Source organism: Thermodesulfovibrionales bacterium, from assembly GCA_035622735.1.
GTDB lineage: Bacteria > Nitrospirota > Thermodesulfovibrionia > Thermodesulfovibrionales > UBA9159 > DASPUT01.
The window spans coordinates 1-8133 of the sequence record DASPUT010000100.1 but is presented as its reverse complement, the minus strand read 5'-3'; the positions used below and the strand labels follow the sequence as shown (position 1 = coordinate 8133).

The 8133-nt window shown below is 53.0% G+C and carries 7 protein-coding genes; 2 read left to right on the top strand and 5 right to left on the bottom strand.

Annotation, left to right across the window (positions count from 1 at the left end):
* From VEI96_05895 to VEI96_05885, 3 genes are all read right to left on the bottom strand, one after another.
* Nucleotides 1–595 (bottom strand): NAD(P)H-dependent oxidoreductase subunit E (locus tag VEI96_05895; protein HXX57514.1); only part of this gene is annotated, 595 nt, incomplete at its 3' end.
* An 11-nt stretch (nucleotides 596–606) separates the two neighbouring features.
* A complete protein-coding gene (locus tag VEI96_05890; protein HXX57513.1) occupies nucleotides 607–1098 on the bottom strand; it encodes an NAD(P)H-dependent oxidoreductase subunit E in 492 nt (163 codons plus the stop codon).
* A 442-nt stretch (nucleotides 1099–1540) separates the two neighbouring features.
* Entirely contained in the window at nucleotides 1541–2188 is a 648-nt protein-coding gene (locus VEI96_05885; GenBank protein HXX57512.1) for a YkgJ family cysteine cluster protein, read from the bottom strand.
* Between the two features lie 160 nt (nucleotides 2189–2348).
* Here VEI96_05885 and VEI96_05880 point away from each other — a divergent pair, with 160 nt between their 5' ends.
* Both VEI96_05880 and VEI96_05875 read left to right on the top strand, forming a co-directional pair.
* Nucleotides 2349–4673 (top strand): PAS domain S-box protein, encoded by a 2325-nt coding sequence (locus VEI96_05880; GenBank protein HXX57511.1) that lies wholly within the window; start codon nucleotides 2349–2351, stop codon nucleotides 4671–4673.
* A 65-nt stretch (nucleotides 4674–4738) separates the two neighbouring features.
* Nucleotides 4739–5707, top strand: coding sequence for a response regulator (locus VEI96_05875; protein ID HXX57510.1), 969 nt, complete (start codon nucleotides 4739–4741; stop codon nucleotides 5705–5707).
* 101 nt (nucleotides 5708–5808) lie between these two features.
* On the opposite strand, the gene VEI96_05870 is transcribed toward VEI96_05875, so the two are convergent.
* Both VEI96_05870 and VEI96_05865 read right to left on the bottom strand, forming a co-directional pair.
* A complete protein-coding gene (locus tag VEI96_05870) occupies nucleotides 5809–7641 on the bottom strand; it encodes a S8 family serine peptidase (GenBank protein ID HXX57509.1) in 1833 nt (610 codons plus the stop codon).
* 79 nt (nucleotides 7642–7720) lie between these two features.
* The coding region (locus tag VEI96_05865) for a hypothetical protein (protein HXX57508.1) at nucleotides 7721–8133 on the bottom strand (413 nt) is incomplete at its 5' end.

The following is an 8133-nucleotide window of genomic DNA, read 5'->3' as shown; positions in this document are numbered from 1 at the left end:
TCTGACCGGCCGGGAATCCCGCCCCCCCTCTCCCCCTTAACATCGCCCTGTCGATCTCATGGAGAACATCGTCGGGACTCATCGAAGAGAGTGCCTTCTCGAGAGCGGCATATCCGCCCACAGCGATATAGTGATGGATGTTCGTGGGGTCTATCTTGTCGTTGTTTCTCAAGGCGATTCTCACCTGTTTCTTGTAAAAGGGAAGATCGAGCATCTCCGTCGTCGGGTCGCTCATGAAATCTTCTCTATAGAGGGCCTGCCGGTAAGGGGTCCGGCTCATGAACGTATAGTTTATGAGCGACGATGCCTCCTCGGGTTTTACCTTCTGATAAAATACGTCTTCCGCCCCATGGGGTTCCATCTTCATGATCGGGCCCTTCTGGCACATGCCCTGGCATCCGGTCTTCACGATTTCGATGTCAAGACCCCTTTTCTCGGCCTCTGCTTCCAGGGACTGGATAACCTTAGACGAACCCGAAGCGGTGCAGGCCGTGCCGCAGCAGACCCTCGCCCTCTCTCTGCCGGGAAGAAAGACCTCTGTCGCGAGTTTTTCCCTCAGCCTCCCTAAATTCTGTATGCTCTCTAATCTCTCCATCCTCACCTCGTCTAATCCTTTTTCTCCTGTACCATGGCGATGACCTCGTTCACCTTCTTCGAAACGACCTCGCCGACAACCTCTTCATTTACCGTCACCACAGGAGCAAGTCCGCAGCATCCGACACACCCGACGGTCTCGAGGGTCAGGGACATATCCGGCGTCGTCTCACCCTCCTTCACCCCGAATTCCTCTTCGAGCTTATGGAGGACCTTCGCAGCGCCCCTGACGTGACAGGCCGTCCCCATGCAGACACAGACGATATTCTTACCCCGCGGCTTGAAATAGAAATGTTTATAGAACGACGCGGTGCTGTAGACGTCCGAGAGGGGAACGCCAAGGTTGGCCGAAAGCTCCTTCAGCTTGTCGTCAGGGAGATAGTTAAATTCCCTCTGCATCTCCTGAAAGGCGTGAATAAGCAAACCCCTCTTCTTTTGCTCATCCGTGAGAACCTCACCGATGTCTCTATAGTGTTCCTCGACAGTGCTTTCTTCTATTCTCATAGTACCTCCGACTGTGATACCTCGTTGTCACTCGGCTAAAGTCTTTCAAGGTATCACAAGAATCATTCACCGTTCAAGAGGACAATAGGATTATTAAGATTATTAATTAATGAAGCGATTGAACCATTCGTACCAAAGGCAAGGAGAAGAGTTCCATGCACAGCGAAGTCACATTTCGATTACCATCATGAGAGCCGCCTTATCGAAAAAAACTGATCCCTGAGTACGTGAGGAGGGTTTTCATTTGAACACTCCCAAAAGAGCGGGTCGATGCTCGAGATCATCAAGGAGGGTGCCCCGATTATCACGGTCCCGGCGGGGTAGCGAACGACCTTCTGAATCTGGACCGTTACTACTAATTCGGATAGATAAATCGCATCCCTGAGTGATTATCTACCGAGAAGCCCTCTCTCTTGCAGGTTTTGCCTCTGCTCCTGAACCCTCAGCGTCTGGCGTCGAACTCATCCATCTTAGCCGCCAGTGCCTTCCAGTCATACTCCTGGAGGTTCCTCACGAGCCTGTTCATAAAGCCCTGCTTCAGCGCCCGGGCCTTTTCCTCAGCCGACGTGATGCCGTGGTAGGGCATCAGACCGGACACTGCCTGATGTAAGAAATCAGTAAGGGGCGGCATGACGTCCTGAATTCTCGTGAAGAATGGGTCTTCGCCCTCTCCGCAGACCTTGCCGAAGACGACGAACTGCCTGCAGGCCATCGGCCTCATCGGGTAGACGGAACAGTTCTTCCTGATGAGGAAGGGACAGGGTGGTTTGCCCTCATGGGCCATGAGCTGCCCTTTCAGGGTCTGTCGGTCATCGCCGCCCATCTTCTCGATGCAGTACCAGTAGAGACCGGCAAGTTCGAGGGGATAGAGCGGTATGTCGGCCTGCATCCTGCAGCAGGCATCGCAGGATGCCCTGCATGCTATGGAGCGGTTTGCCCTCCTCTTCTCCCGATTCAGGGCGACTACAACGCCCGTGTCGATCGTCTCGTACGCATCGAGGAGCAGCGGAAGCCAGGAGAAACGGACCTCATCGTCAGGAAACCTGAGCCGCAGAGAAGTATGTTTTGTCTGAGATGCGCGCTTCTTCACACTATATTAGACTAACCGATTCCTCTCACAATGTCGACCCTTTCATCAGCGTCGCATGGCATTTCGCATCTCTCTCGATTACATCTCGAAATACCACTTCACTATTTTTGCAGCGTATTGTAAATTATAATCATTGATTCAATCTGTAAGCTTCGATGCCATGAAGACAGACAAAGTCAAAATTGAGACAAATCTCGATATTCTCAGGGATTTGATCAACAAATCAAATGATGCCATCTTCGTCAATGATCCCAGGACAGGGCTTTTTATCTTCGTGAATGACAGGGCGTGCGCCAGTTTGGGGTATGACCGAGAAGAACTCCTCAAAATAGGCGTCATGGATATTGAGACATCGTTCCCCGATACTTCTTTATGGCAGTCACATGTAAATGAATTGCGGCAGCGAAGCGGCCTCATACTTGAAGGCATCCATAAGCGGAAGGACGGAACCACATTCCCTGTTGAAGCAAACATCAGCTATGTGGAGTTAAACACGAGAGAGTATATGGTGGCCGTTGTTCGCGATATCACCGAACGGAGGCGGACCGAAGAGGAGAAAGACCGCCTCGCGAGAGCGGTCTCCGTTGTCAGTGAAGGCATCGCCGTAACAGACGAACAAGACAGATACATCTATGTCAATGATGCTCATGCCAGGACCTACGGTTATCTGCAGAGCGAGCTCATGGGAAAAACATGGCGCGATATTACCCCGCACGAGTTTGTGTCGTTAGTAGAGAGGGAGGTCGCCAGGACCCTGCACAACAGGGATTGCGGCGTCTGGAGTGGTGAATGTCCCGGCCTATGCAAGGACGGGATGGTGATATCTACCGAGGTCACTGCAACTGCACGGTGGAGCGAGAAGGGAGAATACCTGGGGCACATATGTGTGGTGAAGGACATCAGTGAACGCAAGAGGATGGACGAGGCCTTGCGGAAGAGCGAAGAAGAATATCGCATGGTGGTGAATAATATCAATGAGATCATCTACAGGGTTTCTTTCAGGGATGATCCTTTGCGGGGGCAGGTAGCGTTTCTGAGCGGACCCACAGAAAAGATTCTCGGATTCACCTGTACGGAGTTCATGGATAACTCCGAACTCTGGGTAAGCCTCATCCATCCCGACGACACCCCGGCGCTGTTCGAAGCGACGAAGAAGATGCTGGATGGGCGTCGGCCGGCGGTCCGTGAATTTCGTATCCGCCGCAAGCATGAACCCGAGTATGTTTGGTTTGAGGACAAAGTGTTTCCGCAGTTTAATGAGAAGGGAGACGTCATAGGATATTTCGGCGTTGCGAGGGACATAAGCGAGCGGAAGACGGCAGAGGAAGACAAGGCAAGGCTGGAAGAGCAGCTTCTCCAGGCGCAAAAAATGGAAGCCGTGGGGCGGCTGGCGGGCGGCATCGCCCATGACTTCAACAACATGCTGACGGCGATCATCGGCTACGCAAGTCTCATGGAGCGGCGACTCGGAACTGAGAGTCCGTTCAGGCACTATGTTGATCAAATCCTGAACTCTGCACAGCAGTCGGCGAATCTTACGAGCCAGCTTCTCGCCTTCAGCAGAAAGCAGATAATCAGTCCAAAGGAAACAGATCTCAACGAACTTATCAGGGGAATGGAGATACTCTTGAAAAGGCTGATCGGTGAGGACATCGAATGCAAGACAGATCTCACCGACATGCACGTAACGGCGATGGTGGACAGAGGCCAGATAGAACAGGTCCTGCTCAACCTCTGCACGAATGCGCGGGATGCAATGCCTCGCGGAGGCGTGTTGTCCATCAGCACGGATGTCCTCGAACTGGATGACGGGAGCAGACGAACCTATGACTTGAACAGCTCGGGCAGATATGCCGTCATCACGGTCACCGACACCGGGAAAGGACTGGATGAGGTCACCATACAGAAGATATTTGAGCCGTTCTTTACAACAAAGGAGATCGGAAAAGGAACGGGTCTTGGTTTGTCTATTGTGTACGGCATAGTGAAACAGCACAACGGAAATATCACGATGCAGAGTGAGCCCGGTAAAGGTACGACGTTTAAGATCTTTCTTCCGTTGATTGCTTCGCCGACGGGAACTGCACGGAAGGAGAGAGTCGTTACCCCAAGGGGCGGGACAGAGACCATCCTTGTCGCGGAAGATGACGAAGCGGTTCGTATCCTCACAAGTCACATTCTTCGGGAAGCCGGTTACGCGGTAATAGAGGCAGTGGATGGGGACGACGCCATAATGAAATTCAGGGAAAACAAAGAGACGATCAAGCTTGCGATATGCGATGTAGTGATGCCAAAGAGAAGCGGCAAAGAAGTCAGCGACACGATAAGGACGATAAAATCTGATATACGAGTTCTCCTTGCCAGCGGGTACACGGCAGATATAATCAGCGCAAAAGGTATCGGCGAAGAAGGTCTGGATTTCATATCAAAACCCATTACGCCCAGTAATTTACTCGGAAAGGTGAGAGAGGTTTTAGACAACTGAGTGAATACTGCGGAAGGCGGCCATCTTATTCGGAGGTTCCCCTGTAGAAGAGGATACTCAGAGACTTGACCAACAAAGAATTGACTATACTTCAGGTGGAGGATGACCCTAATCTAGCCTGGCTCGTCCGCATGGCCTTTCAGGATTTCGGGTTTCTCGGCGAGACGATGGTAGCCGGAAGTGTCAGGAAGGCGTTGAATCTTCTCAATGAGAGGGAGCGTAAACGGCAGCCTCTCAGTCTGATCATCTCCGACATCGGGCTCCCTGACGGGAGCGGACTCGATCTGATCCGCGAGGTAAAGACAAATCCTTACTGGCGAACGACACCGGTTATTGTCCTTTCCGGTAAAAGGGACCCTGCGGTGATCAACGCCGCTTACGCGCTTGGTGCAAACAGTTATCTGCCCAAAGACCCGCGGGAAAGTAACCTGCTCTGCTTATTGGAGAGTTTTTACAAATGCTGGCTGGAGAATGTGCAGCTTCCTCAGAACGCCGCCAGAGACCGGGTCCAGGAAGCCCTGGACAGGGCAACCGGACTCAGGGCCAGGACTTCAGAATTTTACCTTAACCTTGCCCGGGGGTCCGCGGAAGAGTCCGAAATAAAGTTCTGGCTCGATCGTGCATTGGTAGAGGGGAACCTTTCAAACCTGCTTGCCTTTTTCCGTGATAAGCTTACCGAAGAGGATTTTCCCCCCAGTGTTATAGACCGCGTGGTCAGTGTTCAGGTTCAGGTAACCGATGCATTAATGAGGGCAGAGAAGCGGCTGAAAGAGATACCCGCACCTGGATCTGAGCTTCTCTACCAGTGGGTCCTTGAACTTATGGATTCCCTTGATGAGGAGGTCTTCATCGACGCGCTTGCCTGCCTCTTCCCCAAGAGCCCTGTCGTCGCGACGGCCCTGAGGGCACGTGCGGCCGCTCAGTTCAAGGCGTTGGCGTTGCATATTCTCGAGAGCACCCGGCGCGAAGAGCTTTGTCAAAAAGCGGTATCATTGCGTAACAGGTCGCGCCGGCTCGAGGAAGCAGAAGGATGAGGAAAGACATAAGCATTGAGCCCTGAGCGGATTCAGATTGCGCTCACGAACGAAGGCCTCCCGTCGGAAGTTTCGCCATGCACTCCCGGGGACCTGGCTCATCACGGCACAGTTTCGGCGAACGATGTCAGCTTGAACGTAATGCTGCCGTCAGATGTCGGCACATTTACAAAATCGGCCTGATAGGCGATATTATTATAAATCGCGACCGGTATGTGGAGTCCCCTCACATCGCTCGTCAGCGTGGAAGCCTCGCAATTGGCGTAATCACGAGGATCCACCTGCCCATAATCGATAACCGTACAGAAAAGCGAATTCTCCTGAGCAGACCACGAACAGAGGCCATGACCTCCCAAGAAACTGCCGCCGAAATCTATGACAGGTACATACAGGCTCATATCCGACGACAGGACGGCTGCACAACTTGACGGAAGAGCAGCGAGGGCGGCGTCAACTTGTATCCGTGTCTTGGTCACGTTCGCCGCAACACCGCCTGCGCCGGTGCGGCTGTCCGTAAAGGGTATGCCTGTCGACTGGAGGACGCCTAATAACTCATCAACGGTGGCAAGGGGATTCTTTTCCTTCAATATGGCCCATGCGCCGGCAACGTGAGGAGCCGCCGAAGAAGTGCCCGCCGCAAAGGCCCAGGAAGACCCGAATACAGATGGAACAGACGAAAGAATGCCGCAGGCAGTGAGGCTGTCGACGCAGCCCCCCGGCGCGAGCAGCGTCAGAAAGGAAGCGCTATTCGAGTACGGAGCAACCTGCTCCGGAAGACCGTTGCTTCCGTAATGTTCCGTCGCTCCGACACTGACAGCTGACGAGACACATGCCGGAGAAGATAATGCGTCGGTAAACCCGTCATTTCCCGAGGAGACTATCGTGGCTATCCCGAATAAACGGAGCTGGTCAACAACAGCCTTGAATGAAGGCCTGACGGCATCGCAATTTGTAACGTACTTACCTCCCCCGGTACTGAGATTCACAGAGGCGATCGCATACGTGTCTTTAAGAGCGAGCACATAATCAAGTGCGTTCAGGACATCGCTGTCAAAGGTCAGAATGCACGGTGAAGGATTATTAAACTGAGAGCATAAGACAGGATCGGCTATAGCCGAATATACCTGAATGGCAATCACATTCGCATCGGGAGCGACACCTCGTATCGAGCTGAAATCGGGCAATACCATCGTTCTGCCCGCCGCTATACCCGCCACGTGTGTGCCGTGAAAGCAGGCCCTGAAGGATGGGGGACAATTGACCCCTGAGCCGCTTCCTATTTGAGCGATCTGACCGTTAGGGCAAAGGCTCGTCACCCTGCGATTGAGATCATTTGTGGAGAAACATGCCTCGTCCACGATCTTTCCACTAAGGAAAGGATGTGTCTTATCCACACCCGTGTCGAGAATCGCGATTGTCTGCCCTGCACCGGTATATTGAATAGACTCGCCGCGGTCGGCCCCTATGAGCGGAACCGATTGCTGAAGAAGAAGGCCGTTCGGCTTATCTTCCTCTATACTGCCGACCATCGGATGATGCATTAAGGATCGCAGTTCAGCTTCGTCGACTTCGACCGCGATAAAGGGGATGAAGGTAAATCTCTTCATGCCGTTCCTGCCGGAGATACGGATTGAGTTGAGAAGGGATTCCTGTATCTGAGATATCCTGTGGCGCTGCTCGGACATTCCCTCGACCGCCGCACTTCTTCCCCCAGAAATCAACGGGGGCACCGCACCCACTATGACGCGTATCTTTCCTTCGGCTGCAACCGTATTGAGCAGTCTGTCATAATGAGACGCCTCATCCCGGCGGAGAGAATCCGGAACATGTTCGACTGCCGAAACGAGGGCTGATGAAAAGAAGAGCAGGAGGAATGCGATACCCTTCAGTGCCGGATTCCATAAGAAAAATCTTTCAGACGTTCTCTCACCCATGAAGCCCGGCCTCTCTTCTTAAGAAAAAGGGCGCTATAGGTAACCTAGAGCGCCCTTCGTTTCGTACTCTCGGAGCTTCTTAATATATCCCTATATGCGGCTTCGCAGCCTTTTCAATCTCACGGCGTGCTGCCATATCCATGAGGACCTTCTCGGTAGCGAATTTCCCCTGTTCGTACTTCCTGAGCTTTAGGGCGACCCGCGCCTTGTCGATATAATCGAGGGCGAGAGCGAGGATCTTCTCCGGATTCGGCTCAAAGTGGAGCGCACCCTTGAATCTCTCGAACCAGACCTCGGTCATGATCCTCGTGACTTCCTTACTCGCCTCGACCGGTGATTCACCACCGAAAATACACGGCACACCCGATGCGGCAAAATACATCCCGATCGAGACAGCCTTTTCGGTTATCCATTCCGGCGCGATACCGACGGCGGGCATGCCACCGATCTCATCGGAAAGTCCTCCCTCTGCAGCCATCGCGCTCGCGATCG